27 protein-coding genes, 1 tRNA gene and 1 pseudogene are annotated in these 25,583 nt (G+C 61.6%); 8 read left to right on the forward strand and 21 right to left on the reverse strand.

The window, feature by feature from the left end; translation table 11 throughout:
- Positions 1–108 precede the first annotated feature (108 nt).
- The gene (locus I6E74_RS11015) at positions 109–411 is read left to right on the forward strand and encodes a putative quinol monooxygenase (RefSeq protein ID WP_197125651.1); all 303 of its coding nucleotides are present in this window, start codon (positions 109–111) and stop codon (positions 409–411) included.
- Here I6E74_RS11015 and I6E74_RS11020 read toward each other — a convergent pair.
- Both I6E74_RS11020 and I6E74_RS11025 read right to left on the reverse strand, forming a co-directional pair.
- On the reverse strand, positions 408–635 hold the full coding sequence (locus I6E74_RS11020; protein WP_197125653.1) for a hypothetical protein: 228 nt from the start codon (positions 633–635) through the stop codon (positions 408–410). The genes I6E74_RS11015 and I6E74_RS11020 overlap by 4 nt on opposite strands.
- A gap of 42 nt (positions 636–677) precedes the next feature.
- Positions 678–1,364 carry an MIP/aquaporin family protein gene (locus I6E74_RS11025; protein WP_231604986.1) on the reverse strand — a complete coding sequence of 229 codons (687 nt, stop codon included), beginning with the start codon at positions 1,362–1,364 and terminating at the stop codon, positions 678–680.
- Positions 1,365–1,430: 66 nt separating this feature from the next.
- Here I6E74_RS11025 and I6E74_RS11030 point away from each other — a divergent pair, with 66 nt between their 5' ends.
- Both I6E74_RS11030 and I6E74_RS11035 read left to right on the forward strand, forming a co-directional pair.
- Positions 1,431–2,402, forward strand: coding sequence for a metalloregulator ArsR/SmtB family transcription factor (locus I6E74_RS11030; protein ID WP_197125657.1), 972 nt, complete (start codon positions 1,431–1,433; stop codon positions 2,400–2,402).
- A gap of 63 nt (positions 2,403–2,465) precedes the next feature.
- On the forward strand, positions 2,466–2,888 hold the full coding sequence (locus tag I6E74_RS11035) for an arsenate reductase ArsC (RefSeq protein WP_197125659.1): 423 nt from the start codon (positions 2,466–2,468) through the stop codon (positions 2,886–2,888).
- A gap of 63 nt (positions 2,889–2,951) precedes the next feature.
- On the opposite strand, the gene I6E74_RS11040 is transcribed toward I6E74_RS11035, so the two are convergent.
- The 11 genes and pseudogenes from I6E74_RS11040 to I6E74_RS11085 form a co-directional block, all read right to left on the reverse strand.
- A tRNA-Leu gene (locus tag I6E74_RS11040) sits at positions 2,952–3,025 on the reverse strand.
- A gap of 35 nt (positions 3,026–3,060) precedes the next feature.
- Complete coding sequence (locus I6E74_RS11045; protein ID WP_197125661.1) at positions 3,061–4,377, reverse strand: NAD(P)/FAD-dependent oxidoreductase; 1,317 nt, start codon at positions 4,375–4,377, stop codon at positions 3,061–3,063.
- A gap of 38 nt (positions 4,378–4,415) precedes the next feature.
- Positions 4,416–5,663 carry a S8 family serine peptidase gene (locus I6E74_RS11050; RefSeq protein WP_197125663.1) on the reverse strand — a complete coding sequence of 416 codons (1,248 nt, stop codon included), beginning with the start codon at positions 5,661–5,663 and terminating at the stop codon, positions 4,416–4,418.
- The gene (locus I6E74_RS11055) at positions 5,660–6,250 is read right to left on the reverse strand and encodes a DUF501 domain-containing protein (protein ID WP_197125665.1); all 591 of its coding nucleotides are present in this window, start codon (positions 6,248–6,250) and stop codon (positions 5,660–5,662) included. Before I6E74_RS11055 ends, I6E74_RS11050 begins: the two co-directional genes overlap by 4 nt.
- Positions 6,250–6,753 carry a septum formation initiator family protein gene (locus tag I6E74_RS11060; RefSeq protein ID WP_231604987.1) on the reverse strand — a complete coding sequence of 168 codons (504 nt, stop codon included), beginning with the start codon at positions 6,751–6,753 and terminating at the stop codon, positions 6,250–6,252. The genes I6E74_RS11055 and I6E74_RS11060 overlap by 1 nt, the downstream gene beginning before the upstream one ends.
- Positions 6,754–6,783: 30 nt before the next feature.
- Positions 6,784–8,064, reverse strand: a complete 1,281-nt coding sequence (gene eno / locus I6E74_RS11065; protein WP_197125666.1) for a phosphopyruvate hydratase — start codon at positions 8,062–8,064, stop codon at positions 6,784–6,786.
- A 60-nt stretch (positions 8,065–8,124) separates the two neighbouring features.
- Entirely contained in the window at positions 8,125–9,081 is a 957-nt protein-coding gene (locus tag I6E74_RS14755) for a CPBP family intramembrane glutamic endopeptidase (RefSeq protein WP_307784463.1), read from the reverse strand.
- Between the two features lie 27 nt (positions 9,082–9,108).
- Entirely contained in the window at positions 9,109–10,398 is a 1,290-nt protein-coding gene (gene hisS, locus I6E74_RS11075) for a histidine--tRNA ligase (RefSeq protein ID WP_197125667.1), read from the reverse strand.
- A 36-nt stretch (positions 10,399–10,434) separates the two neighbouring features.
- Positions 10,435–10,815, reverse strand: a complete 381-nt coding sequence (locus I6E74_RS14455; RefSeq protein ID WP_231605070.1) for a hypothetical protein — start codon at positions 10,813–10,815, stop codon at positions 10,435–10,437.
- Positions 10,816–10,869: 54 nt separating this feature from the next.
- A pseudogene (locus I6E74_RS14460) lies at positions 10,870–11,034 on the reverse strand (TetR family transcriptional regulator); the annotation flags it as partial.
- Positions 11,035–11,304: 270 nt separating this feature from the next.
- A complete protein-coding gene (locus I6E74_RS11085) occupies positions 11,305–11,982 on the reverse strand; it encodes a MazG family protein (RefSeq protein WP_197125669.1) in 678 nt (225 codons plus the stop codon).
- Positions 11,983–12,081: 99 nt separating this feature from the next.
- Between I6E74_RS11085 and I6E74_RS11090 the strand changes: the two genes are divergently transcribed.
- From I6E74_RS11090 to I6E74_RS11100, 3 genes are all read left to right on the forward strand, one after another.
- Positions 12,082–12,897: an SGNH/GDSL hydrolase family protein gene (locus I6E74_RS11090; protein WP_307784464.1), complete on the forward strand. Its 816-nt coding sequence runs from the start codon at positions 12,082–12,084 to the stop codon at positions 12,895–12,897.
- Between the two features lie 66 nt (positions 12,898–12,963).
- Complete coding sequence (locus I6E74_RS14760; protein ID WP_197125670.1) at positions 12,964–13,614, forward strand: thermonuclease family protein; 651 nt, start codon at positions 12,964–12,966, stop codon at positions 13,612–13,614.
- 69 nt (positions 13,615–13,683) lie between these two features.
- The gene (locus I6E74_RS11100) at positions 13,684–14,643 is read left to right on the forward strand and encodes a CPBP family intramembrane glutamic endopeptidase (protein ID WP_197125671.1); all 960 of its coding nucleotides are present in this window, start codon (positions 13,684–13,686) and stop codon (positions 14,641–14,643) included.
- A gap of 3 nt (positions 14,644–14,646) precedes the next feature.
- Here I6E74_RS11100 and mfd read toward each other — a convergent pair whose 3' ends face one another.
- The 3 genes from mfd to I6E74_RS11115 form a co-directional block, all read right to left on the reverse strand.
- Positions 14,647–18,339 carry a transcription-repair coupling factor gene (gene mfd, locus I6E74_RS11105; protein ID WP_197125672.1) on the reverse strand — a complete coding sequence of 1,231 codons (3,693 nt, stop codon included), beginning with the start codon at positions 18,337–18,339 and terminating at the stop codon, positions 14,647–14,649.
- Between the two features lie 131 nt (positions 18,340–18,470).
- The gene (pth, locus tag I6E74_RS11110; protein ID WP_197125675.1) at positions 18,471–19,052 is read right to left on the reverse strand and encodes an aminoacyl-tRNA hydrolase; all 582 of its coding nucleotides are present in this window, start codon (positions 19,050–19,052) and stop codon (positions 18,471–18,473) included.
- A 26-nt stretch (positions 19,053–19,078) separates the two neighbouring features.
- Positions 19,079–19,702 (reverse strand): 50S ribosomal protein L25/general stress protein Ctc, encoded by a 624-nt coding sequence (locus I6E74_RS11115; protein WP_197125677.1) that lies wholly within the window; start codon positions 19,700–19,702, stop codon positions 19,079–19,081.
- 299 nt (positions 19,703–20,001) lie between these two features.
- Between I6E74_RS11115 and I6E74_RS11120 the strand changes: the two genes are divergently transcribed.
- Positions 20,002–20,718: a FadR/GntR family transcriptional regulator gene (locus tag I6E74_RS11120; RefSeq protein WP_197125679.1), complete on the forward strand. Its 717-nt coding sequence runs from the start codon at positions 20,002–20,004 to the stop codon at positions 20,716–20,718.
- Here the strand turns inward: I6E74_RS11120 and I6E74_RS11125 are convergent.
- Genes I6E74_RS11125 through I6E74_RS11140 form a run of 4 tightly spaced genes read right to left on the reverse strand, consistent with a single transcriptional unit; the run spans position 20,715 to position 24,551 of the window.
- Positions 20,715–21,758, reverse strand: a complete 1,044-nt coding sequence (locus I6E74_RS11125; RefSeq protein ID WP_197125681.1) for an L-idonate 5-dehydrogenase — start codon at positions 21,756–21,758, stop codon at positions 20,715–20,717. The two genes, I6E74_RS11120 and I6E74_RS11125, sit on opposite strands and share 4 nt — an antisense overlap.
- Before the next feature lie 56 nt (positions 21,759–21,814).
- Positions 21,815–22,588 carry an SDR family oxidoreductase gene (locus I6E74_RS11130; protein ID WP_307784465.1) on the reverse strand — a complete coding sequence of 258 codons (774 nt, stop codon included), beginning with the start codon at positions 22,586–22,588 and terminating at the stop codon, positions 21,815–21,817.
- 9 nt (positions 22,589–22,597) lie between these two features.
- Positions 22,598–24,007: a GntP family permease gene (locus tag I6E74_RS11135; RefSeq protein WP_197125683.1), complete on the reverse strand. Its 1,410-nt coding sequence runs from the start codon at positions 24,005–24,007 to the stop codon at positions 22,598–22,600.
- Positions 24,008–24,029: 22 nt separating this feature from the next.
- Positions 24,030–24,551, reverse strand: coding sequence for a gluconokinase (locus I6E74_RS11140; protein WP_197125685.1), 522 nt, complete (start codon positions 24,549–24,551; stop codon positions 24,030–24,032).
- Between the two features lie 212 nt (positions 24,552–24,763).
- On the opposite strand from I6E74_RS11140, the gene I6E74_RS11145 reads away from it, so the two are divergent.
- Positions 24,764–25,189, forward strand: coding sequence for a pyridoxamine 5'-phosphate oxidase family protein (locus I6E74_RS11145; RefSeq protein ID WP_197125687.1), 426 nt, complete (start codon positions 24,764–24,766; stop codon positions 25,187–25,189).
- Between the two features lie 16 nt (positions 25,190–25,205).
- Here the strand turns inward: I6E74_RS11145 and I6E74_RS11150 are convergent, their stop codons facing one another.
- Positions 25,206–25,523 carry a putative quinol monooxygenase gene (locus tag I6E74_RS11150; RefSeq protein ID WP_197125689.1) on the reverse strand — a complete coding sequence of 106 codons (318 nt, stop codon included), beginning with the start codon at positions 25,521–25,523 and terminating at the stop codon, positions 25,206–25,208.
- Positions 25,524–25,583 lie beyond the last annotated feature (60 nt).

Consider the following 25,583-nt stretch of genomic DNA (forward strand, 5'->3'; position numbering starts at 1 on the left):
ACGGGCCGCGCTGGGTTACCGTTCTCACCCTGCGCAAGTCCGCCGACCTCAGCGTCAGCCCGTCGATGGCTGCTTGACCGTCGCGCGCCAGTGGCGTTGAGTGGAGCCATGACTTTCGTAAACGTAGGCACCCTCGGAGTGAAGCCCGGCCACCGCGATGAGGTTGTCGCCATTCTCACGCGACGCAGCACCGATCTGGATAGCGCCGGATGCCTCAGCTACGAGGTCGGCGTGAGCGACGAGCATCCCGACACCGTGTTTGTCTCCGAGCTGTGGGAGTCGGCAGAAGCCCACCAACTTTCCCTGCAACTCGCGAGCGTGCAGGCCGCGATCAAGGAGGCAATGCCCCTGCTGAGTGGCGAGATGGGCGGGCACCGTTTCGAAGTCGTAGGTTCACCGCTGCGCGACTAAGAATTACGGTTCGCTCGACTACGTTTTCCGGCGTTCCACCAGAACACCCATGCAATGAGCCCAAAATAGGGAATCGCGAGCAGCACGACCGCCCACACGAGCAGGAAGAACATCGACAGGGTCGTCTCGCGGGCGGTGACGATAATTGCCCAGACGCTCGCAGCGTAGGGCAAGATCAGCGTCGCGACGATGACGAGGTGCCACACATTGAAGTTGTCGATCATCGTGACCCCATCACCATAAATTGAGAATCTATCTGCTTGAGGTTACGCGATTCGACGCTCGGGGAACACCCACCGCACGAGGCCGAAACCGACGGCCGCACCAAGGAGTTGGGCCGCGATAAAGCCGGGGGCTGAGCCCGGGGCGATGCCAGCGAAAGTGTCGCTGAACATCCGACCGATGGTGATGGCGGGGTTGGCGAAACTCGTGGAGCTCGTGAAGAAGTACGCGCCGCCGATGTACGCGCCCACAGCGATCGGCGCGAGGTTTGCGCGCCCCGTGCGCACGAGAGCGAAGATCACGACGATGAGTCCGGCGGTGGCGACGACTTCACTGAGAAAGTGTGCCGGGGTCAGGCGCACAGTGGTGCTGAACGTGACGGCGGCCTGCGCAAACATGAGGTTGGCGAGGATCGCACCGACGATACACCCGACAACCTGAGCGGGAATGTAGAACGCGGTATCGCGCCACGACCGCAGCCCGCTGAGCGAGTCCACGATGGAGACGACGGGGTTGAAGTGCGCCCCACTGACCGTCATGAAGACAAGGATGAGCACGCCAAGGCCAAGGGCAGTCGCGAGGGCATTCTCGAGCAACTGCAGCCCGGCGTCTCCCGGCGAGAGCTGTTGAGCAGCGATACCGGAACCGATGACGACCGCGGAAAGCCCGGCGCTTCCGACAAATTCTGCGGTCAGGCGGCGGGCAAGAGCGAAGGTGCGAGGCGTGGTCATTCGGCGATCATACCGAAACATTGATGACTGTCTATGAATCGCGCATCCTCGTTTAGACTGATTGCCATGCCCGCGACCGAGTCATCCGCCCCCGAAAGCGAACGCGCGGTAGCCGAACGCATCGCCCAGAGCATGCGAGCGATCGCTGACCCCACCCGAGTGCAAATTCTTCGCCTCATCATGGATGCCCCCGACGGCCGCCGCGGAGTCACCGACCTTGCCGCTCGTCTCGGCCTCACCCAGCCCACCGTGAGCCATCACGTGCGCATCATGGCCGACGACGGCATTCTGCAGAGCACTCAAGAAGGCCGTCAGGTTTGGTACTCGCTCGTGCCGTCGCGTCTTGCCGACGTGTTTGATTTTGTGCAGCACTCCCCCTCCGACGCCAGCCCCTCCGTAGTGGACCCCGCGATTCTCGCGCGCATCACCGATGACCTCACGCTGCGCTTCACCGGAGTCTTCTCCCGTGAGACCGTGGCCGAGTACGTCGCAAGCAGCTACGACCTCCTGCGCCAGGGCGCTCCGCGCGACCGCCATTTGTCGTCGCACACCTCCCGGTTCGCCGCCGACCGTCTGGGGTCGCTTGCGCTTGCTGACTCCGAAGGAGTGACGGATGCCGCGGCATCCGGTGCGCCAACCGACGTGCTGTTTGTGTGCGTGCAGAATGCGGGTCGCTCGCAAATGGCATCCGCAATTCTGAGGTCGCTTGCTGGCGATCGCGTGCGCGTGCTCACCGCCGGATCAGAGCCCACCGAGACCATCAATCCAAAGATCGTGGCGGCCCTCGACGAGATTGGCGTTTCGGTTGCGGGCGAGTACCCGAAGCCGCTCACCGATGAAGTCGTGCGGGGTGCGGATGTCGTGATCACGATGGGCTGCGGCGATGCGTGCCCCATCTACCCCGGCCGTCGCTACCTCGATTGGGAACTCCCTGACCCCGCCACCATGTCTATGGATGGCGTGCGAGCCGTGCGCGACGACATCGATGGCCGAGTCCGAGAATTGCTTCGCTCGCTGCCTCCGGTGAACGCTGCGTGAACTATCGCGTTCCTGCACCCGCAGCGCTCGCGCAAAACATAGACAATCATCTATGCTTTGCCTATGACTACCGAGACTGCCCCCGCCACTAAGCCCGTCGTTCTGTTCGTCTGCATCCACAATGCGGGCCGTTCCCAGATGGCCGCCGGCTACATGACGGCGCTCTCGAACGGCGCCGTCGAGGTTCGCTCGGGCGGCTCGGAGCCCGGCAACGAAATCAACCCCATCGCGATTCAGGCCATGGCCGAAGAGGGCATCGACATCTCGAAGGCAGTCCCCCAGCTCATGACAACCGACCAGGTGCAGGCCTCGGATGTTGTCATCACGATGGGCTGCGGCGACGTCTGCCCGATCTTCCCCGGCAAGCGCTACGAAGACTGGGAACTGGTCGACCCTCGTGGCAAGGGCATCGAAGAGGTTCGCCCGATCCGTGATGACATCAAGGCGCGCATCCAGAAGCTGCTCGCGGAGATCCTTCCCGCCTGAGCACCCCGTTAATCGACGGAAGGCGGCCGCGTTGCGACCGCCTTCAGTTCGTTAACAACACAGTGCCCCGACAGGGACTCGAACCCTGACTGTGATGATTTTAAGTCATCTGCCTCTGCCAATTGGGCTATCGGGGCACGCCCCACACTTTCGCGTGGAGCATGCAGTCACGCTACTTGGGGCGTGAAGCGAATTCTTCGAATGCGCGGCGCGGTTCTACGCGTGCCTCGAGCGAAATGGTGTCGCGACCCCAGAAGAAGTTCGTGATCCAGTTGCTGAAGACGCGAGCCTTGCGCTCGAACATTGGCATCGCCATGCCGTGGTAGCCACGGTGCATGAACCACGCCGGGAAACCCTTGACCGCGATCTTGCCCGACTGGAAAACGCCGTGGTAGAGACCGAGACCGGCAACGGCACCCTGGTTCTTGTGGAAGTAGTCCTTGGTCTCTTCGCCGCGAAGCGAAGCCACAATGTTCTTGGCCATGAGCTTGGCCTGGCGAACAGCGTGCTGAGCGTTCGGAACGCAGAAGCCGCCAACGCCACCACCGGTGAGGTCGGGAACAGCACACACGTCGCCGGCACCCCAGGCACCCTCGACGACACCGTCATCGTTGATGACACGGAGGTCTGCCTGCACACGGATGCGTCCACGCTCTTCGATGGGAAGGTCAGTGCTGCGCACGACCGGGTTGGCCATAACGCCAGCGGTCCACACGATGGTGTCTGACTCGAAGCTTTCGCCGGTCGACAGCTCAACCACGCCACCCACCGCTGACTTCAGCTGGGTGTCGAGGTGAATCTGTGCGCCGCGGTCGGCGAGGTTCTTGATAACCCACTTGCTCGTCTCGAGCGAAACCTCGGGCATGATGCGGCCCATAGCTTCAATGAGGTGGAAGTGAGTGTCTTCGAAGTTAATGCTCGGGTAGAGCGGCAGCAGCGATGAAGCCAGGCTGCGCATCTCACCGAAGGCTTCGATACCGGCGAAGCCGCCACCGACAACAACGAATGTCAGCAAGCGGTCGCGCTCAGGGCCTGCAGGCAGGTTGGATGCCTTGTCGAAGTTAGTGAGAAGACGGTCGCGAACGGCAACAGCCTCTTCGATCGTCTTCATGCCAATCGCTTCGTCAGCGACGCCCGGGATCGGGAAGGTGCGCGAAACGGCGCCAGCGGTAACGACAACGAGGTCGTAGTCGATCTCCCACGAGTCACCCACTTCAGGCTGAATCGTTGCAGTCTTCGCCTCGTGGTTGATTCCGGTGACCTTCGCTGTGACGACCTTGGTGGTCTTCAAGTGGCGACGGTGCGGAACAACCGCGTGGCGAGGCTCAATGGAGCCTGCTGCAACCTCAGGCAAGAAAGGCTGGTACGTCATGTAGGGAAGAGGGTCCACCATGGTGACCTCAGCTTCGCCGCGACGCAGCCACTTTTCGAGCTTACGGGCAGTGTAAAAACCGGCGTAACCGCCGCCGACAATCAAGATTTTTGGCACGAGTTAGAGTCTCCTAAAAGGGAAGTTCGCCACCAAACTTACTCTGTCTCGCGCAGACTCCTAAACCGACGCCAAGCGAAGACGCCCGAACCGGCCAAAATCATCAAAAAAATCGCGTAAATGGCAAGAGGTACGCCCACATTGCGAAGCATGCTCACGGTTGGCAGCACTGTTCCGAGCGGACTGACGGGCCCCGCAACATCCGGCACTGTTTCCGGAACCGGCGTCGGGGTCGGGCTGAAGCTCGGCACAGGGATCGGCGTGGATTCCGCACGGCGGTAAACGGTGATCCACTCCGCGAGACTCCCCATCGGGTTCTCGTCAACGAGCGGAACATTTGCCGTCACCGCTGCTTCAGCATCGATGAGCCCGAAGCCATAAATCGCATCTGCGCCTGGAGCACCCGTGTCGTGCGCCGTGGAGACAATGCGATTGATCACGTTGTTAGCATCCAGCTCAGGATGAGCGGCACGCACGAGCGCCACGATGCCGGCGACGATCGGGGTCGCCCCACTGGTGCCGTTCCACAGCACATGCGAACCACCGGGAGCAACGCCCACTAAATCCTCGCTGGGCGCAGCAACACCGATCGTGATGCCCTGGGTGGATGCGTTGAAGCTCGCGACGCCGTTAACGTCGACACCCGCAACAGTCAAAACGCCGGGCATCGTCGCGGGCGCACCCACGGAGGCAGTTCCGCTGCCACGGTTTCCCGCCGCCGCCACAACAACAACGTCGTTGTCCATCGCGTAAAGGAATGCGCTGTCCCAGCTCAGCGGCCAGTCGAGAGTCTCACGGGTGAGCGACAAATTAATGACGTCGGCCCCCTGATCGACTGCATAGCGAACCGCCAAGGCAATCTGATCATCCGAACTGATCGCCCCACCGGTGAAGCCGATAGAGATCGCCATAATGTTCGCCGCTGGAGCCGCACCGATCACGCCAGCGTCCGTATCGGTGCCGCGCCCTGCCGCGAGCGACGCGACGAGCGTGCCGTGCGCTGGGTTATCGTCGCCGACCGGTGTCTGGCCGTTTGCCGAGCCTTGGCCTGAGAAATCTGTTCCGCCCGTGACAACACCAACAAGCTCGTCCACCGAGCCATCAACACCGGTGTCGATCACCGCAATAGTCACGCCTGCGCCCTTGGTGGTCTCCCACGCGGCTTCGATGCCGTACTCCTGAAGCCAATATTCTTGGTCACGCACCGCATCCGCGTGGGCAGGGGTCGCCACCAATAGCGACGCAAGGCTCGCCATCAGTATCGCGCCAGCAGCCCACCGCTTCACTGTTGTGTCGCCCCTGTCACCGTCGCTGGGGCAGCAGTGGGCGCCGAGACAGCATCGGCTGCCGAGGCGCGGTCGCTAGTTGCTTCGGTGTAGTCGGGGCACTGGCACACGGCCGGGCTCCACGAGGCACGCTCAAGAGCGATATCGCCGATGGGGTTAACTCCGGGGCCTGCGGCGAGTGAATGGCCAACCAGCGCGTGCAGGCACTTCACGCGGGTGGGCATGCCGCCGGCTGAAACGCCGGCCAGCTCGGGAACGATCTCAATGCCATCCCGGTCGGCAATGTAGGCCTCGTGGGCGGCCTGATACTGCGCACCAATCTCGCCCTCGAGCATTGCCGCGAGCTCCGGCATCTGGCCCTCAGCTTCAAGCGTGGACACGGATGCCGTTGCGGCCGGGTGGCACAGGTAATAGATCGTGGGGAACGGCGTTCCATCGCTCAGGCGGGGTTTGGTCGACACCACGGTCGGAGCGCCGCACACGCAGCGCGCGGCGATACCGATCACATCGCGAGCGGGGCGCCCGAGTTGAAGCGACACAATGCGCACATCTTCATCGCTGACGGTGTCAAACGGTGGGGTGGTCATTACTGAGGTCCTTCAATTACGGGGGCGGTGAGCTCGTCGGGGGCATCTTCCGTGAGACCAGCGGTGTAAATGGACGACACGAGAGTTTGCACCCAATCAATTTGGGTGGTTTGGATGGTCGCGCTCACCGGCACACCATCTGAGGTCGTGACATCGGCCGCTTCGCCGGTAACCAAGTAGCTCACTTCGCCCGGATACACGTAGTAGAGCCGGTCGCGCGCCTGGGACTCGATGTAGGCACGGTCATCCCAGCGGGCAACATTTTCAGTGAGGCTATCGACAGACTCTTGAGCCTCTTCAACCTCAGATTGCAGTTGCGCAATCGTCTGCTGCTGCTCGATAAAAATGCGCAAGTTTGGCGCAAGAACGATGACGGCGAGTATGAGCAAACTAAGCATGAGCACGGTGAAGCCCGAGAAGCGGATCGTGCGCAGCCAGTGTTCGGGCGCGCTCTCCTCGGGCAGCGACACCGCTACCTTTTTTGCTCGTACTCGCCTAGCCATGCGTTCGATGCTAGACGACGCTAGTGAGTGCTAGCCGTTGAACCGCGGGAAGGCGGTGCGACCAGCGTAAACAGCGGCATCGCCGAGCTCTTCTTCGATGCGCAGCAGCTGGTTGTACTTTGCTACGCGCTCGGAGCGAGCCGGTGCGCCGGTCTTGATCTGGCCCGTGTTGAGCGCTACCGCGAGGTCAGCGATCGTGGTGTCTTCGGTCTCGCCTGAACGGTGCGAGATAACCGCCGTGTAGCCGGCACGCTGCGCCATTGCGACAGCGTCGAGGGTCTCGGTGAGCGAACCAATCTGGTTGACCTTGACGAGGATCGAGTTTGCCGTGGCGAGCTCGATGCCCTTGGCGAGACGCTTCGGGTTGGTGACGAACAGGTCGTCTCCGACGATCTGAGTCTTCGAACCGATTTCGGCGTTGAGCTGAGCCCAGCCTTCCCAGTCGTCTTCGTCCAGCGGGTCTTCGATCGACACGAGGGGGTACGCGGCAACAAGCTCGGCGTAGTACGCGCTCATGTCGCCAGCTGACTTCGAGGCGCCCTCGAACGTGTAGGCACCGTCCTTGTAGAACTCAGTAGCGGCAACATCGAGTCCAACGGCGATGTCCTTGCCCGGCGTGAAGCCAGCCTTCTCGATTGCTTCCATGAGGAGGTCGAGTGCAGCGCGGTTGCTGGAGAGGTCGGGGGCGAAGCCACCCTCGTCGCCGAGGCCAGTGCTGAGGCCCTTGCTCTTGAGCAGTCCCTTAAGCACGTGGTACGTCTCAACACCCCAGCGAAGGCCTTCGCTGAACGTCTCGGCGCCGTGCGGGAGGATCATGAACTCTTGGATGTCGACGTTGCTGTCGGCGTGCGATCCGCCGTTGATGACGTTCATCATCGGCACGGGAAGCACGTGAGCGTTCGGTCCGCCGAGGTAGCGGAAGAGGGGCAGGTCTGCCGAGTCAGCAGCAGCCTTCGCCACGGCGAGCGACACACCGAGGATCGAATTAGCACCGAGGTTCTTCTTGTTCTCGGAACCATCGACGGCGATGAGCTCAGCATCAATGAGGCGCTGGTCGGAGGCGTCAAGGCCTTCGATGGCGGGGCCGAGGTCGTCAATAACCGCGTCAACGGCCTTCTGAACGCCCTTGCCGAGGTAGCGGTTCTTGTCGCCATCGCGAAGCTCGTAAGCCTCGAATGCGCCAGTGGATGCTCCCGAAGGAACTGCGGCGCGAGAAACTACGCCGTCGTCGAGCAAAACCTCAACCTCGACCGTGGGGTTACCACGGGAATCAAGAATTTCGCGGGCGCCAACTGCTTCGATCAAAGCCACAGGGTGTCTCCTTAAAGAAAGTTTGTTTGGACTGACAGTGGTGGATGTCCGTGTGAAAGCCTACTCCGAGCCAACGACCGGCGCTGACTCATTACGGCTAACAGTGGGTGACGAGGCTGGCGAACGAAACTGGCCAGTGGCTAGCAGCACGATCACCAGAACGAGCGGCACGAGCCATCCCGTCCAGCCCAAAATGCTTGCCTGAAGGGGGTCGAAAGATTCGCCAACCATGATGAAAATGATCGAGAACCCGGCAGCTGCGTTGAAGGCACCGTGAGCTAGGGCGGCAGGCCACACCGACGCCGAACGGATGCGCAGCCACGCGAACACGCCGCCAACGACGATCGTCATGCCGACCATGGCGGTGAGGGCGAGCCAGCCGGGAGCACCAGGGTAGTTGTAGCCGAGCAGGATGAGCGGGGCATGCCACAGGCCCCAGATCACTCCCGAGATAAGGATGGCCGGAACGATGCCGAGGGGCAGCAGCTTGGGCAACAGCCAGCCGCGCCAGCCGAGTTCTTCACCGAACGCGGGAATCGTATTGATGACCGCACCGATCAACACGTTCACGAACTGCAGCGCGACCAACAGGCCAATCGGGACAGGCAGCGGTTCTTCACCAATCGCCGCCAACTGGCTATCGACCATCGCCTGGAAGCCGGAGAAGTTCACAAAGTCGGCGGGGTAGACCCCCACTACGGCACCGACAACGAGCGCAGCCAGAATCAAGACGGGCGGAACGACGAGCGCCAACGCCAAGTAGCGCAGGAACCGGCCGACGGGGCGCACCGAACCAAGCCCCAGCGCCGCGCGTCGCGAGCGAGCATCCGGATGCTTCTCGACAAAGAAGACGACCACGAGCGCCGCGATCGCCGGCGTAAACATCATCGCGAGCGCAAACACTGTGAAGAACGGATTCTCGAGACCACCCGTGAACCAGAGAGGAAGGGCGAAGAGCCACGCGAGCCCAAAACTGACGCCCACAAAAACAAGAATCGGTGTTGCTTTGACGTTCACGACTTCTCCCTCGAAGGCTGCGTTCCGCTAGCCACCCAGCGGCTTGAACTCAAGGCTATCAATACTCATGTTTTCGGCACGAACCGTTGCGAAACTGGTGAAACCGGCATCCTTCAACTGATCGAGAAGCTGGGGCATCTTCTTCGGTCGAGCCTCAAGTCGCACGCGTTTGCCGTCACGAATCAACGCTGCTTGCAACCGCACGAGCGTCGCCGCATCGACATCGGTGTCATAAATCAACGCAAGCTGGTCATCATTGGCTGCATCGCCGAGCTCAACGAGATCGACAAGACGTTCGAAGCCGAGCGAGAATCCCACAGCGGGCACATCGCTACCCAAGAAACGACCGATCATTCCGTCATAGCGGCCACCGCCACCGAGCGAATACCCGAGCGACGGATGCGCGACCTCAAAGATTGCGCCCGTGTAGTAGCCCATCCCCCGCACCAACCATGGGTCAAACTCAATGAGCGAGCCGGAGTCGCCACGGCCCGCTTCAACGGCCTCGCCGATCGCCGCGAGTTCAAGAATGACCTCCTCGGTGACTCCTGCGGGCAAGGCGGCGCGGATGGCATCCGCGCTGAACGCAGCAGCAGTTTCGGGGGCCGGACGCGTCAGGAATTCGGCGAGCGCCGCCACGGGACCATCAGGGAAGGCACGTTCGCGCAGCTCAGCGACCACGCCGTCGGCACCGAGTTTGTCGAGCTTGTCGACTGTGACGAGCACCGCTTCGTGTTCCTTCGCGGGGAAGCCGAGGATGCTGAGCGAACTCGTGAGCAGTCGACGATCGTTCACGCGAATGGTGCACCCGTCAATGCCGAGAGCATCGAGTGTGGCAGCCGTGGCGGTGATCAGTTCAATCTCGGCGCTGGGCCCGGCCTCGCCCATGATGTCAATGTCGCACTGCACGAACTGGCGGTAACGCCCCTTCTGCGGGCGCTCGGCACGCCACACGGGTGCCATCTGAATCGCCCGGAACACCTTCGGCAACTCGGCACGGTGCGTCGCATAGAAACGAGCCAGCGGCACCGTGAGGTCGAAACGCATGCCCAGATCGGCGAGTTCAAGGGCATCGGACGCCGCCTGCAGTTTCTCACTCGTGAGCCCTCGTTTCATGACAGCGAACGCGAGCTTCTCGTTGTCGCCGCCCAAACCGGCATGCAAGCGTGAACTGTCTTCCATCACCGGGGTTTCGATCTCGTCGAACCCGTGAGCGCGGTAGCTTCCCCGGATGACACCGAGCACACGCTCGCGCTGAGCTTTTTCTGCGGGGAGGAAATCCCGCATACCGCGGGGAGGATTAACAGTGGACGCCATGATTCCTATTCTCTCGCACCCACGAGGCGTGTGCGGTTACCGGACTACTTCAGTAATGAGTTGTTCGACCCGCGAGCGATGGTGGGCAATGGCGGTCTCGAACACTGCGGTAGACGCCTCAAGGTTCTGGTTGAGCACAAGGTCGAACTGCACTCCGTGGAAGGTGTTGACAAGCAAGCGAGCCTCCACCTCGGCCGCGCCGCGTTCTACTCCTAAGGCCACGAGCGCTGCTGTGCCCATCTCGATCCACCGCACAAAGTAGTCACGCGTGATGGAGAGTTCGTCGCGTTCCACAGCTTCGAGCAGGCCAGCCTCAAGTTCGAGGCGTTGGCGGTGCAAGTTTTCCGGCATTTGCGTCCACCGCCACGACTGCGCGAGGCTCGAAAAGTAGTCTTCAAGAGTGTCAAACGGAAGCATCGCAGCTTCTTCAGGGCTCACTCCCCGCGCGTTGATCCGCACTATTTCACGGACGAGCTCTGCGCGCGTTCCGAAATGGTAAACCAGCGTGAAGGTGCTGACATCGAGTGCTTTCGCAAGCGAACGAAATGTGAGACTAGACAGCGGTTTATCAGCAAGATAGGCGATAGTTTGCTGAAGAAGAGCTGGCTTGCGTGTCGGGTCGGGTCTACGGGCCATCAAATAAACATAACGGTTGTTTGCTTATGGGTTCGACAATGGTTATGATTTCTCCTTGTGCCGGAAACCTGTTAACGGCACCACAACTACTTGAATCCCCCTCACCAGGGGCTTCTCCAACGCTGGATCGGTAGGCCGGGTAATCCCACCGATCCTTCAGCGCGCGATGCCATTCGGTAGACGATCGACGTGCGATCACATGTCTCGTTTGCTGGCGTTGCGCCGGTGCCCTCCTTATTCGGGTTAAGGGGGGCACCACCCATCCGGGTTCTAGCCTGCTGAATCGGCCTTCGCTACCGACACTTCGTGCTCCTTGATCTCTTCGGTCAACTGGCGCAGCGCTGTGCGCAACGCCCGCTCGGAATCCAAACCGTTCGCTTTCGCGGACGCCACAATCGCCAGCAGCAGCGGGCCCAGTTCATCTTCTTCCGTGACATTGATCGCGCCCGGAGTCGTGGCATCCAAGAGTCCGACCTTGTGCGCCCGACCGAGAAGCTTGTCAGCGAGTGCAAGCGCGGGCATCTTCTGCGGGATGCCGTCGGTGACGCTGGTGCGTTCTGGCTTCTCTGTTTTCTTCAGCTCGTCCCAGGCCGCCACAACGTCGTCGGCCGTCTCGGCGGTGGCGTCGGCAAACACGTGAGGGTGCCGGCTCACCATTTTGGCATTCATGTGAGCGGCTACATCTTCGAGAGTGAAGCGCCCAGCCTCAGTCGCAATGTCGGCATGGAAAAGCACTTGGTAGAGCACATCGCCAAGCTCTTCGATCATGTCGGCGGTATCGCCACCTTCGATCGCATCCACCAACTCGTAGGTCTCTTCCACAAGGTGCTTCACAAGCGACTCATGCGTTTGATCGCGATCCCACGCGCACCCTCCCGCCGCACGCAGCCGTTCGAGAGTTGCAATAAGGGTGTCGAGTTCGGGATGAGGCGCAGCAGGCTCAGTCATGCCGCCATTCTCCCACTTCTCGAACTAAGCCAAAGTCACCTTCCGTGTTGCGGTATGTCCTCCGGCGAGAGAGCCGCGCTCTCGACCACTATGTGTCGTGTGGACCCGAAGAACACGTCTCCTAAGCGCGCCATCGGTGTGCCTTCTGCCACTCCCGTTACTCGCCGTTTCATCGCTGGCTTCATCCAGTTATTCAAGCCTCTCCTCAGAGTGAACTTGATCGCCTACCGGGTCGAAACCGCGAACGCACTCTTTCCCGACGATGCCCCCGAGGGAGGAGCGGACGGCCCCGATCCTTCCCGGATGCTGTTTATCGGAGACTCGGCGGCATCCGGCTTCGGCGTACTCAATCACGGGCTCGCCGTGGTCTCGCAAACTGCACGCTTCGTGGCGCGCGAACACGGTTCCGGATGCTCGTGGACGACCATGACCGACACTGAACTCACGATGGCTCGCGCCGCCCGCCAGCTTGCCGACACCTCGGTCGACGTGGATGCGGTGGTCGTCTTGCTCGGTCCGCCCGATGTGCTGCTGGGAACCACCGCCACCAAGTGGAGGGAAAGCCTCGTGGCGCTGATCGAGGCTGCGCGTCACGGCGCACACCCTCATTGCCCCGTAATTGTGTCTGAAGTTCCCGTTATGTACCGCTTTCGCCCCATGCCGCTCGTCGTACAGCGCATCCTCGCCCTGCAGATCAATCGCCTGAACGAGGCGACACTCACTGTCTGCGAGGCGGTGCCCGACGTGACCTACGCGCCCTTCCCTGCGCTCGAAACCAGCACCGCGTTCATCGAGCAAAGCCTGAATTGGAAAACTGTGCACTCTCTCTGGGGCAAAGAGCTCGGCACCGCCACGGCGCGGGCGATCGCCGCCCAGCAGCACCCCGACAGCACCGAAATTGACGACGACAACTAGATAACATTCGTCGCCTTCCGCCGCACCCTTCGTCTCAGCCCCGCCGCAGCATGCAAGAATCTTTCCGTGGCAGCCTCCCCTCAACGTCCCCGCACTCTTGGCACTCTTATCGTTGTCGTGCTCGTCGCGGTGATCGCCATCGCGACCTACTTCGGCACCGGCACGCTAGGCTTCACCCCCGACGATTCTGACGTCGCGGGCACCTCGAACAGCTCGAATCCCGCTCCCGAAAGCGCGCCCGAAACCGCAAACACTGACGCCGACAACGCCGACGCAGCGAGCGCCACCATCGGCATCCCGACTGACGCTTTCGCGGCGACCGTCAACTATGTGCACGACGGCGACACGCTTTACCTCCAGAACGGCAGCACCGAATTGAAGGTGCGCCTCATCGGGCTCGACACCCCCGAGCTTGCCAGCCAGCAGAATCCGGATGCCGAAGAATGCTACGGAATCGAAGCGCGCGAGCTGCTGCGCGACTTCCTCCCCGAAGGCACCACCGTGTGGGCCGCTGAGGATCGCGAACCCGAGGACCGCTACGGCCGCTCGCTGCTCTACGTCTATCTGCAAGACGGCACGTTCGTGAACTTAGCTATGGTCGAACTCGGCGCCGCTGAAGCTCTCAAAGTCGGACTCAACGATCGCTACTGGCCCGAGCTGCGCGACGCCGAAGATGATGCCTACGCGGCGCAGCTCGGCATGTGGGGCGTCTGCTAACTCGCCGCCGAAGCGCACTCGGTCACGCATCGCGTCGGCCGTTCAGCCACCGCATGGCACGATTGGTGCATGCTCGACCCCGCTAACCCCCTCATGCTCGCGTTGCTGTGGCTTACCCTCGGCGGGGTTCTGACCGCTCTCGCTCTGCGCACGTTCCGCCGGGATCAGCGCGAATACCGCCGCTTCAAACGTTTTCGCACCACCAAACGTCGCCAAAAGATGTTGCGCCGCTGGTTGCTGATCTCGTTCACGCTGTTTGGCGGTCTAGCACTCGTGGTTCTCGTGGTGAGCGGAGCATTCGCCGCTCCCCTACTCGCCGATGTTCAATCGTGGCCGTGGGTGTCCTCGTTGCTTGACATACTCACTGCCCGCCCCTCCCTCACCGGCGGAGTGCTCGTTGGGCTCGCGATCGGCGTGATCGCCGTCACAGTACTTGCGATCATCTCGGTTCGCAACGAGGGTGACGAAGTCGTGAGTCTTGGTGATGTTCAAGCGATCCTCCCCCGCAATCGCCAAGAGCTCGTACTGGGTGGATTGCTCTCCATCAATGCCGGGCTCGTTGAAGAACTGCTTTTCCGCCTCGCTCTACCGGCTCTGCTTTTTGCCACCACCGGCAATGCGATCGTCGCGGTTGTGGTGAGCCTTCTCCTGTTCGGGCTCATGCACTCTTACCAGGGACTCACGGGCATCATCGTCACGACGGTGCTCGGCGCAGTCTTCATGGCCATCTACGTGCTCACCGGAAGCATTCTCATCACGATCATCGCGCACGCGCTTCTCGACCTGCGCTCGCTCGTGTTGATCCCGATGGCGATCGGGGGCGTGCACCGAATCGACGGTCGACGAAACCCACTTGCCTTCAAACCGACAGCGAAGCCTGCGACGCCTGCGACACCTGCGACGCCTGCGACGCTTCCCGAGGCCGAGGGTGCGGGTGCGGGTACGGGTACGGCCGAGCCTGCTTCGAGCGACTCAACAGTCGAAGCCGCGGCACCCACGCCGGAACCAGCGCCGGAGACAGCGCCCTAGTTCTTAGCTCGGGCCGGACGTGCCGGACGCACCCGCAGCATCCTTCGTCTCTTTAGCTTCTTTCGCTTTGGCTGCTGCCTTGTCGGCCGCAAGCTTCTCGGCCGCTTCGGCCGCAAGTGCAACCTCCGCGAGCTCTGCCGCAGTATCTTGAGCGCCGAACACTGACACGAGCAACTCCTTGGCCCAGTCGATGAGGTCGCCATCGCTTGCGCCTGTGGGCAGCGGAACGATCGCCGTGGAGGCGGCCGAGTGATACTTCGATCCTGGATACATCCGCTGCAGACGGATCTGCTTCGAGTCGAGCAGATCGGCGGGCGCGATGCGCAGCTTGTCGCCCATGACGACAACCTCGCTGAGCCCCAGTCGCTGCGACATCCGCCGCAAACGAGACACCGCGATGAGGTGCTTCACTTCCTCGGGCGGTTCGCCGTAACGGTCGGTAAGTTCGTCGAGAACACGATCGATGCTGTCGGCGGATGCCGATGGTGCGCTGGCCGTGGAGAGCTTTTGGTAGGCCTCAAGACGCAGGCGCTCGCTTTCGACGTAGTCCTCGGGGATGCTGGCATCCACGGGCAGCTCAAGCCGCAGCTCGGTCTGGCCCTCGGCAACATCACCGCGGAAGGTGGAGACTGCTTCGCCGATCATCCGCAAGTACAGGTCGAAGCCGACACCGGCAATGTGGCCAGATTGTTCGCCACCGAGCAGGTTTCCGGCACCACGAATTTCGAGGTCCTTCATGGCGATCTGCATACCGGCACCCAGCTCGTTGTTCGCAGCGATGGTGTCGAGGCGCTCGTGGGCAGTTTCGCTCAACGGCTTCTCTTCGTCGTACAAGAAGTAGGCATAGGCGCGCTCGCGGCCACGACCCACTCGACCGCGCAACTGGTGCAGCTGGCTGAGGCCATACTTGTCGGCCCGGTCGATGATGAGCGTGTTGGCATTGGGGATATCGAGGCCGGTTTCCACAATCGTGGTGGAGACGAGCACATCAAACTTGCGATCCCAAAAGTCGACCATCACTTGCTCAAGTGCTGCCTCGGGCATCTGGCCGTGGGCAATGGCGATTCGAGCATCCGGAACCAGTTCGGCAATCTTGGCCGCGACCCGGTTGATCGAACTCACGCGGTTGTGCACGTAGAACACTTGGCCCTCGCGCAACAGTTCGCGCCGAATAGCGGCGCCAACCTGACGTTCGGAGTACGGGCCAACGAAGCTGAGGATCGGATGCCGGTCTTCTGGCGGTGTCGCGAGGGTCGACATTTCGCGGATGCCCGTGACTGCCATCTCGAGCGTGCGCGGAATCGGGGTTGCCGTCATCGCCAAGATGTCGACGTTGGTCTTGAGCTTCTTGAGCGCGTCTTTGTGTTCAACACCGAAGCGCTGCTCTTCATCGATGATGACGAGGCCGAGGTCTTTGAAGGCGATGCTCTTCGAGAGCAAACGGTGGGTTCCGATGACAACATCCACGGTGCCGTCAGCGAGGCCGGCGATCGTTTCGCGCGACTCTTTCTCCGTCTGGAAACGGCTGAGAGCCCGCAAGCGCACGGGGAAGCCAGCAAAACGATCGGCAAACGTCTCGACGTGCTGGCGCACGAGCAGCGTCGTCGGCACAATCATCGCGACCTGCTTGCCGTCTTGCACAGCCTTGAACGCGGCGCGCACCGCAACTTCGGTCTTGCCGTAGCCGACGTCACCGCTCAGCAGGCGGTCCATCGGCACCGGACTCTGCATGTCGGCTTTGACCTCATCGATTGTGGTGAGCTGGTCAGGAGTTTCCGCAAAGGCAAAAGCTTCTTCGAGCTCACGTTGCCACGGGGTATCGGGCCCAAAGGCGTATCCCTTGCTGGCCATGCGAGCGCTGTAGAGCTTGACCAACTCGACAGCGATATCGCGAACGGCACGACGTGCTTTGGTCTTAGCGGCCGACCAGTCGCTGCCACCCATTTTGTTGAGGGCCGGCGATTCGCCACCAACATAGCGCGACAGCAGGTCGAGCTGATCGGTGGGCACATACAGCTTGTCGCCAGGGTAACCACGCTTATTCGGCGCATACTCGAGCACCAAGAACTCGCGCTGAGTCTTGACCGCATTTCGCCCGCCCGTGCTGACCTCGCGTGACACCAACTCGATGAACTTGCCAATGCCGTGCGTCTGGTGCACAACGTGGTCGCCGCTCGAGAGCTGCAGCGGGTCAACAACGTTCTTGCGTCTGGCCGCGAGCTTGCGTGCCGGGCGCGAAGCGTAGCCGACCGACCGACCAAAGAACTCGCCTTCGCTCAGCACCGCAAGCTTCGCCTCGGGCATCGCAAAACCATGGTCAACAGAAGCGCGCAGCAGATACGCGACTCCCGGCTCGGTCTCGGCGGGGAAGGCCTCAACGGCACGCCCTGCCAATTCGCGTTCGCCCAGCAGATTAGCAGTGCGCTCTACGAGACCGGCTCCCTCCGCGACGATCGCTACCGTCCAGCCATCGGCGAGCAAGTGGCCGACGTGGTCGAGGGCGCCATCGAGAGTGCCGGCGAACGAGGGGGTTGCCGTGGCTGCGATACGAATATATTCGGATGCCTCTTCCGCACCATCCAGCAGGTCGACGGCATCCGCTGCCCCCGAGTCGAAGGTGCTGAGGGTCCACCAGGGGCGATCCCCCGCGGACGCCCGAAGCGCGTTGAGCGTGACAAAGTCACCGGCATCCAAGTCAATGGGCGCTTCAGCGCCAGCTGTCGCCGCGTTCCAGGCCGCACTCAAGAACTCTTGGTTCGTCTCAGCGAGGCTGATCGCGCGCGACGACACCTTCTCGGGTGAGAGCACCGCGATGGCAGCATCCGCCGGAAGGTAGTGAGTGATCGGCACCAGTTTGTCGACCAGCGCCGGCGCTAGCGACTCCATGCCATCGACCGGAATGCCTTCGGCAATCTTCGCGAGCATTGTGGAGAGACTCGGAAACTCGTGCTGCATCTCGCGGGCACGCTGACGTACCGCATCGTTCAGCAACAGTTCACGACTCGGCACCAACTCGACTGACTCAACATCGCCCTCGATAGAGCGCTGATCGGCGACCGAGAACTCGCGCAACTGCTCAAGCTCATCGCCAAAGAATTCGAGACGAAGCGGATGCTCGTGGTTGGGCGCAAACACGTCAAGGATGCCACCGCGCACCGCAAATTCACCGCGCCGCGTCACCATGTCGACACGGGAATATGCCAGTGCCACGAGTCGCTCCGACAGCGCCGAGAGGTCGTAGTTGCGACCGCCCTTGGTGAGTTCGACCGGTTCGATCGTCGTGAGGTTATCGGCGATGGGCTGCAGCGCTGCCCGAACGGATGCCACCAGCACAAACTGGCCAACCGGGTTCGCTTGCCACTTAGACAGGTCTCGCAGAGCCTGCATCCGCTTGCCGACTGTTTCGGCACTCGGGCTCAGTCGTTCGTGCGGGAGGGTTTCCCACGCCGGAAATTCGACAATCTGAGCATCGGGCAGATAGCTCGTGAGCGCACGGCGCAATGATTCGGACTCGCGACCGGTCGCCGTGACAGCCAACAGAGACCGCGGTGCGTTCGACTTCGTGAGCAACCCGCCGAGCAGGGGCGCACGCATGCCATCAACGAGCGAGAAGTCTGCGCTACGTTCAGAGAAACGAAGGGCGCTCTCTACGGTTTGGGCGCGCGAAAGTGCTGAGATAATTCCGTCGAGAGTCACCGGATTACTCTACTCGCGGCCACTGACGCTCCGGTGCGAGTTCACCCACAGCGCAGCAACGCTAAGGCAGGTAGTGCAGCGCAGGGTCAACGGCGCCAACAGCATCGCTACGACTGCCGCACTCGCAAGAACTAGCGCGGGCTGTGGAAACGCTGCTGGGCAGCTTCGAGACCTTCGCGCGCCACCATAGTGACGGCATCCGCGGCATCGCTCAAAAGATTGGGCAGAGCTTTGCGTTCTTCGCCCGAAAAGTCTTGCAACACAAAGTCGGCGGCGGGTTGGCGACCAGGCGGGCGCCCGATGCCCACGCGCACGCGGGTGAAGTCGGGAGAGCCAACAGCGGCAGCAATATCGCGGATGCCGTTGTGGCCTCCGTGACCGCCACCGGTTTTGAGCTTCACCGTGTCGAAATCGATATCGAGTTCATCATGCACGACGATGAGGCGCTCGACCGGAATCTTGTAGAACCGCATCAGTGCTGCGGTGGGCCCGCCCGAAAGATTCATAAAAGAATTGGGCTTCGCCAGAATCAGCTTGGGGCCATCACCAAAACTGCGGCCTTCAGCGACCGCAGCATTGGCTTTGTGGTTCTTGAAAGTGGCAGACAATTCGTCTGCCAAATGGGCCAACACCATGTGGCCCACGTTGTGGCGATTACCGGCGTAGCCGGGCCCGGGGTTACCGAGCCCGACTACTAACCATTGGTCATCCACGATTTCTCGCTTACGAAAGAATCTGATTATTCAGCAGCCTCGGTGCTAGCAGCATCGGCAGCAACTGCTGCGGCTTCTTCTTCAGCGGCTTCAGCCTCAACCGACGCACGCGGCATGCTGACGGCGACAACGAGAAGCTCGGGGTCGGAGAGCAGGTTCGAGCCCTCGATGAGCTCGACGTCGGCGGCGTAGATGTGAGCGCCTTCTTCGCGCCCCTCGATGTCGACGGTGAAGTACTCAGGAATGTGAGTTGCTTCTGCCTCAACCGAGATGGTCGGAGCGTCGAGGTTGGCGAGGGTGCCAGGAGCCGACTCACCAGTAACGTGGATCGGCACGTCAACGATAACTTTTTCACCCTTGCGGATGACAACGAGGTCGATGTGCTCGATGATCTGGCGAACGGGGTCCTTCTGAACATCCTTGACCAGTGCGAGCTGGCTCTTGCCGTTGATGTCGAGGTCCAGAATCTGGTTCGACTTGCGGAGGATGAGCCCGATCTCGTGACCCGGGAGGGCAACGTGGATGGGGTCGGTGCCGTGACCGTAGATGACGGCGGGAATCTTGCCTGCAGCGCGGAGCTTGCGAGCAGCACCCTTGCCGAAGGATTCACGGGCATCCGTGACTACGTGGTTAACGCCTGGCTTTGCCATTGTTATCTCCTAGTAAGACCGAAGTCTGTTGTGAGCGCAGTGCCTGCAACAAGCGAAGTGCTCGTGGCGGGCGCAGTGCCCAGATCATTGTCTGTAGTTCAACTCGAACGCCGGCAGACCATAGGTCTGCCACGTGAGGAAAAGCCCTGTGACTTGCCCGCCGCGTCGATAACGGAACCAGATGGTTCCCTCGCCGAAGTTCAACTGCTGAGTTTACACGGTTAATCGCCGTTCAGCGCCCCGAGTTTGCGCGGATTGGCGCCGCTCGGTGACGACACCTGAACCACTACTCTTGAAGCATGCCCGGAAGCCTTCACGCACGTGTGCTCAACGATCTCGGGCTCAGCATCGTTTCGGGTGAGATCTCCCCCGAGTCCACGATCCTCGCCGAGCAGCTTGAAGAACGATTCGGGGTGTCGCGGTCGGTCGTTCGCGAAGCCGTGCGCGTACTTCAATCGCTCGGCATGGTGGCATCCGTCAAACGGGTCGGGATGCGCGTTCTGCCGATGTCGGAGTGGAGTCTGTACGACCCGCTCGTGATTCGCTGGCGCCTCGAACAGGTTGAGAACGGACGCCAGTTGCGCTCGCTCACCGAATTACGCAGCGCCATCGAGCCTCAGGCCGCCAAGCTCGCAGCCCTGCACGCCTCCAACGACGCCGCCGGCGAGCTGCTGGCGCTGGCCGCGCGAATGCGAGCCGTGGGGCGCTCCGGCGACCTTGAATTGTTTCTGGAGCTCGACATCCGCTTTCACTCGCTGGTTTTGGCCGCGAGCGGCAACGAGATGTTCGCCCGGCTCGACCGCGTGATCGCCGAAGTGTTGACCGGCCGCACCCACCGCGGGCTGATGCCAGCGACACCACACGAAGAGGCACTGCAGCTGCACGTGGATGTTGCGGATGCCATTCAGGGAAAGCGCCCGGCCGACGCGTTCGCCTCCATGGAGCGCATCATGAGCCGCACGATCGAAGAAGTCGAGCCCATCTGGGCTGGCGAACCGCGCATCTTCCTCGACTAGAAGCGCAGCAGCACCTTGCCGCTGTTCTCCGAATCCTTGGCTACAGCAAAGGCTTCGTGAGCATCGGATGCCGCGAACTCGTGGGTCACGATCGGCCCTACAACGAGGCTGCCGTCGGCGAGCGCCGTAATCACTTCGTCGATCTCGTCGTTGAAGCGGAATGACCCGACGAGTTCGAGCTCGCGCGTGATGGCAAGAGAGATGAGCGCGGGCTGCTGGCCAGAAGGCAAAAGCCCCACCATGACGACGCGGCCGCCACGAGTGGCGCCACGAACGGCAGACTCGAGACCGCGGTAGCTGCCGGATGATTCGAAAACGATGTCGGCGTCGACTGCGGCGATGGCATCCACGTCGGTGGCGTGAAGAGTTTCGGTTGCGCCAACTTGGCGCGCAATGGCGAGCGGGCCGGCGAACATGTCAACAGCCACGATCTCGCTGGCTCCGGCGCGCTTGAGAACGGCGACGATGAGGGCACCGATGGGGCCGGCGCCGATAACGAGAGCCCGTTTTCCGCGAACGTCGCCCGCACGCGAAACGGCATGCCACGCCACGCTCGCGGGCTCGACGAGGGCCGCATCGCGCAGGGTCAATGAGCTAGGGAGTGCTCGCAGCATCCGGCTGGGCAGAGTGACGAACTCGGCGAAGGCACCCTCGGTGTGAGGGAAACGTGCCGCACTGCCGAGGTAAGTGCAGCCGGGAGAAAGATTCGGGCGGTCTTCGGGCCACCGTGGCTCGGTTCCGCCGGGAGTTGCGGGGTGCACGGCTACGGCAGTTCCGACAGCGGGGCCGGTCCCGTCAGCGGCCTGCTGAATGACCGTGCCGACAACTTCGTGGCCGAGAATCATGGGAGCCTTAAGAATCGACTCTCCCGCTGCGCCGTGCGACCAGTAGTGCAGGTCAGACCCGCAGACCCCGCCGAACGCAATCTGAATCACGGCTTCGTCGGCGGCCGGAGGGGCCAACGGAATGCTCTCCACGCGCAAGTCATCTTGAGCGTGAATCGTGACCGCGAGAGTTTCGGCGGGGGCTGCACTTGTCATGACAATCTTTTCTGTAGAACGGTGCCGGCAGCGACGCACGGCGATAGAGCTGGAGGTTAGACGACGACCGTCATGCCGCCATCAATAAAGATGACTTGACCGTTGACGTAGTCGGAACCGCTCGAGGCGAGCCACACTGCTGGTCCCCCCAGGTCGGCGGGAGTGCCCCAGCGACCGGCTGGTGTGCGACCCAAAATCCAGTTGTTGAAGGTGTCGTCGTCGACGAGCGCCTGCGTCATCTCGGTGTGGATGTAGCCGGGGGCAATGGCATTGATCTGCAATCCGCCGCTGGCCCACTCTGCCGTCATGGCACGAGTGAGGTTGCGGATGCCGCCCTTCGACACCGTGTACGGCCCGATGGTCGGGCGCGCGAGGTCGGTCTGCACCGACGCAATGTTGATGATCTTGCCCTCGCCACGCTCGAGCATGTGCCGGGCAACTTCGCGTCCGACGAGGAACGCGCTGGTGAGGTTGGTGGAGATGACTCGGTTCCAGTCCTCCACGTCGAGGTCGAGCATCGGTTCGCGATGCTGGATGCCCGCGTTGTTCACGAGCACCCCAATCGCGCCGATGGAGGCCTCGATCTCGGCGATTGCGGTGGCGACAGCTGCGGCATCCGCTACGTCAAACGCGCGAGCGTAGACGCGGTCGGCCCCAAACTCGGAGCTGAAGTCGGAGTGAGTGGCGGCGAGCCGCTCTTCGTCGCGACCGTTCAGCACGATCGTTGCACCGGCAACGGCCAAGGCCTGAGCAATGACGCGCCCGATTCCTCGACTAGAGCCGGTCACGAGGGCGATACGCCCGGTGAGGTCAAACATGGTGGATGCCACAGCTATCTCCTAGAACATTCCGGCGATGATGAAGATGACGAACGCAATCGCGAAGCCCATGACACCGATCAGTGCTTGACCGACCGTCCAGGTGCGAAGCGTGGTCTGGGTGTCCATGCCGAAGAAACGGCTGACCAACCAGAAGCCCGAGTCATTCACGTGACCTGCAAACACCGAACCGGCGGCAAGCGCGAGCACGATGGCCGCGAGTTCGACGGGGTTGAGGCTTGCGTCAGCAAGTACGACGGGCTGAATGAGCGCCGCCGAAGTGGTGAGCGCGACGGTTGCAGAACCTTGGGCGACGCGGATGATCGCAGCGATCACGAAGCCGGCAACAATGAGCGGCATACCGATCGAGTCGAGCGAGCTCGCGATGCTGGCGCCGATTCCGCTGGCACGCAATACGCCGCCGAACATACCACCGGCACCGGTGATGAGAATGATCGAGCTAACCGGGCCGAGGGCGCTGTCAACGATGGTCTCGATGAGGGTGCGCTTCTTGTTGCGCTTCCAGCCGAGCAGCCACATGGCGAACACGACAGTGATGAGCAGAGCGATAGGAGTTTCCCCGAGGAGACGAAGCGCCTGAACGAGCGGGCTTTCAAGGTCAACAACGCCAGCGGTTGCGAGGGCGTTGAGGCCGGTGTTCATGAAGATGAGCACGAGGGGAAGGAGAAGGAGGAAGAGGATGGTGCCGAGCTTGGGGTTCGACTTGAACTCTGCAGCCTTCTCGTCGTCGTGAACACCGAAGAGGATGTCGGGAATCGCAATATCGAAGCGCTTACCTGTCCAGGTACCGAACTTGTAACCCACGACGTACCAGGTGGGGATGGCAACGATGAGACCAAAGATCAGAACGAGTCCGACGTCAGCGCCAAGAAGACCGGTTGCGGCAACGGGGCCGGGGTGCGGCGGCACGAAGATGTGCATGACCGAGAACGCGACGGCAGCGGGGAACGCGTAGAGCAGGAGCGATCCACCGAGGCGACGAGCAACCGTGAAGATGATCGGCAACATGACGACAAGACCGGCGTCGAAGAAGATGGGGAAACCCATCATGAGCGACGCTACAGCGAGAGCAAGAGGCGCACGCTTTTCACCAAAGCGGTTGATGAGCGAATCGGCGAGCACTTGCGCTCCGCCACTCATCTCGAGCATCCGACCGAGCATTGCTCCCAGACCGACCAGCAGTGCGACGCTGGCGAGGGTGCCGCCGAAGCCCGACGTGAGCGTCGGAATTATCTGGTTCGTGGGGATACCTGCGGCAAGTGCAGTCACGAGGCTGACGATGATCAACGAAAGGAACGCGTGAACTCGCCCCGCGATGATCAGTACAAGCAGGAGCGCAATGGCGCCGGCAGCGAGCAGTAGCAGGCCCCACGTGGGCAACTCCCACAGCAGTTGGAGATCGGTCATCATTGTCCTTTTTCTCTAGTGCAGCTCAGCCGACGTAGTTGTCGGTGAGGTCTTTTTTGATGGACCGGACGATGTCATCCGGAGTCTGGGTGAGGTCGACGAGCACTCCGCGCTCATCGGCCTGGAGCGGTTCGAGAGTGTCGAACTGGGAGTCGAGCAAGCTGTTGGGCATGTACTCGTGGTTGCGGTGCGACTGACGCTCGGCGATGACTTCGCGGGCTCCCTGCAAGTGGACGAAAACCGTCGAGGGAGCGTGCGCGGTGAGGATGCGGCGATAGGAGCGCTTGAGGGAGGAGCACGCGACGATGATGGGGTTTCCGTCAGCAAGGTCGGCACCGATGCGGTCGGCGATGATCTCAAGCCACGGTGCGCGGTCTTCATCGTTCAGAGCGTGGCCAGCAGCCATCTTCTCTTTGTTAGCTCGCGGATGAAGGTCGTCGCCATCGATGAATTGCATGCCCAGAGCTTCGCTGAGGGCAGCGCCAACGGTCGATTTACCGGATCCCGAGACACCCATCACAATGAGGGGTGGAAATTGTGAAGCCACTGTTTTCCTAACACTCGACGCATCGTTACGTCAGATATCAATCTGACCAGTGTGCCTTAAAGCAGACTTAATGCAAAGTTGTTGAGAATATATCTCCGAAGCCCAGTAAATGGATGCCTCCAGCGCTGCCCGCTACCCCTGCGTTTCCCAGCAACACAGGCTGGTAACTCGCGGGCCCGAGTGGGAGAATTGGGCTACGGAAGGATGACTCCATGAGCGAGAATCTGAATAACCCAGTGGAAGAACTAACACTGGAAACGTGCTGGGATTTGCTGCGCACTGCCGATCTGGGCAGGATCGCCGTCAGCTTTCAGGGGGAACCTGAGATCACCCCCGTCAATTTCATCGCAGTGGGCGAGCGACTACTTTTGCGCACATCGCAGGGAACCAAACTGCTCAAACTCACGATCAATGACCGTGTTGCCTTCGAGACAGACTTCGTGGGGCCGCACACCGCGTGGAGTGTCGTCGCCAAAGGCACCGCGCGCGTCATCGAATCTCAGGATGAGATTTACGAAGCAGACCAACTGCCGCTTCGGCCCCTCATCCCGACCCTTAAATACACGTGGGTCGAGATCACACCAACAGAGATCAGCGGGCGCCGTTTTCTCTTGGGCCCAGAGCCCGAGCGCTACTAGAGCGAGGCGCTGCTGCTTAGAGCGCGCCCTTGCCCGTGGTTCCGATAGGGATGGGTGACATTCGCGTCACGGCGACCTCTGCCGTGAGGTACTGGCCGATTTCGCCGACAAGAGCGGCGACAGCCGGGCTTTGACCGTGTGCGTCAAGAAGCGCTTCAGACTCCCACTTCTCGATCATGACAAGCGTGCCGTCTGCCGTCTCATGGATAGCGTAAAGCTCACAACCGGGCTCTTCATGCACGAGAGGAAGTGCCGTGCGAAGCGCCTCGACAACCGCATCGCGGCTATCGGGTCGGATGTGAAAAATGGCGGTAACGATCATTGGCTTGCTCATACCCCCACGCTACTCCTCAGTTCTCGTACGTAGTCTGGACGACTACCGCGTGAGTCTCCC

It is taken from the genome of Salinibacterium sp. SWN139 (genome assembly GCF_015864625.1).
GTDB lineage: Bacteria > Actinomycetota > Actinomycetes > Actinomycetales > Microbacteriaceae > Rhodoglobus.

Bases quoted from the DNA above. Each gene is read 5' to 3' on its own strand.
- I6E74_RS11125 (WP_197125681.1), bottom strand. From the start codon at position 21,758: ATGACAAGTGCAGCCCCCGCCGAAACTCTCGCGGTCACGATTCACGCT.
- I6E74_RS11020 (WP_197125653.1), bottom strand. From the start codon at position 635: ATGATCGACAACTTCAATGTGTGGCACCTCGTCATCGTCGCGACGCTG.
- I6E74_RS11100 (WP_197125671.1), top strand. From the start codon at position 13,684: ATGCTCGACCCCGCTAACCCCCTCATGCTCGCGTTGCTGTGGCTTACC.
- hisS (WP_197125667.1), bottom strand. From the start codon at position 10,398: ATGGCGTCCACTGTTAATCCTCCCCGCGGTATGCGGGATTTCCTCCCC.
- I6E74_RS14455 (WP_231605070.1), bottom strand. From the start codon at position 10,815: ATGCTTCCGTTTGACACTCTTGAAGACTACTTTTCGAGCCTCGCGCAG.
- I6E74_RS11085 (WP_197125669.1), bottom strand. From the start codon at position 11,982: ATGACTGAGCCTGCTGCGCCTCATCCCGAACTCGACACCCTTATTGCA.
- I6E74_RS11150 (WP_197125689.1), bottom strand. From the start codon at position 25,523: ATGAGCAAGCCAATGATCGTTACCGCCATTTTTCACATCCGACCCGAT.
- I6E74_RS11120 (WP_197125679.1), top strand. From the start codon at position 20,002: ATGCCCGGAAGCCTTCACGCACGTGTGCTCAACGATCTCGGGCTCAGC.
- I6E74_RS11135 (WP_197125683.1), bottom strand. From the start codon at position 24,007: ATGATGACCGATCTCCAACTGCTGTGGGAGTTGCCCACGTGGGGCCTG.
- I6E74_RS11055 (WP_197125665.1), bottom strand. From the start codon at position 6,250: ATGACCACCCCACCGTTTGACACCGTCAGCGATGAAGATGTGCGCATT.
- I6E74_RS11030 (WP_197125657.1), top strand. From the start codon at position 1,431: ATGCCCGCGACCGAGTCATCCGCCCCCGAAAGCGAACGCGCGGTAGCC.
- I6E74_RS11115 (WP_197125677.1), bottom strand. From the start codon at position 19,702: ATGGCAAAGCCAGGCGTTAACCACGTAGTCACGGATGCCCGTGAATCC.
- I6E74_RS11025 (WP_231604986.1), bottom strand. From the start codon at position 1,364: ATGACCACGCCTCGCACCTTCGCTCTTGCCCGCCGCCTGACCGCAGAA.
- I6E74_RS11015 (WP_197125651.1), top strand. From the start codon at position 109: ATGACTTTCGTAAACGTAGGCACCCTCGGAGTGAAGCCCGGCCACCGC.
- I6E74_RS11145 (WP_197125687.1), top strand. From the start codon at position 24,764: ATGAGCGAGAATCTGAATAACCCAGTGGAAGAACTAACACTGGAAACG.
- I6E74_RS11060 (WP_231604987.1), bottom strand. From the start codon at position 6,753: ATGGCTAGGCGAGTACGAGCAAAAAAGGTAGCGGTGTCGCTGCCCGAG.
- I6E74_RS11035 (WP_197125659.1), top strand. From the start codon at position 2,466: ATGACTACCGAGACTGCCCCCGCCACTAAGCCCGTCGTTCTGTTCGTC.